This is a genomic window from Spiroplasma sp. hy2, assembly GCF_044714365.1.
GTDB lineage: Bacteria > Bacillota_I > Bacilli_A > Mycoplasmatales > Mycoplasmataceae > Spiroplasma > Spiroplasma phoeniceum.
This window is the reverse complement of sequence record NZ_RXFZ02000349.1, coordinates 1-563: the sequence shown is the minus strand read 5'-3', so window position 1 is coordinate 563 and position 563 is coordinate 1. Positions and strand designations below refer to the sequence as shown.

At 26.0% G+C, this 563-nt stretch carries 1 protein-coding gene; it reads left to right on the top strand.

The features are described from left to right. Nucleotides 1-563: hypothetical protein (locus tag EHV01_RS06455; RefSeq protein WP_422066739.1), on the top strand; the 563-nt coding region annotated here is incomplete at both ends.

Below are 563 nucleotides of genomic sequence, written 5' to 3'. Positions count from 1 at the left end.
AWGATAATAATTCTGAATTTTATTGATCTAAAAGTTGAAAAATAACACCACCAAATAAAGTAAAAGTAAATAGTGGTAATGTTGATAATATTATTAGTACACAAGCATCATCATATTTTAGAAGAAAAGATGAATTTGGTAATACAGTTGGTCAAGTTCAATTTGAATATAATAAGATGGGCACATCTAATGTTTGAGATATTTTAAATATGAATAATTTTATTAATCGCCAAATTACCATATTACCTTTAAACTATACGCAAAAGTTAGTTTTTAACCCTTTTACAATACCTGGTGGAGTTGGTAAATTCTTAAACTTTATTTCATTTGGTATTCCTTGAGGTTGAGTTATTAATCAAGATGAAAAAACATGACCTAATTTTCAATGATTAAATGGCTTTATGAGTGCAAATATTTATAGTTTTTATAATGATGCCTTTTGATCTGAAAAATCAAAAGGTAAAGGTTATTTACCATTTGAAATATTTAGAGAACAAGGCAATGATAAAATTGGTGCTATGATTGGTGCTAATGCTACTAGTTTTAGTTTTACTACTTTAYTG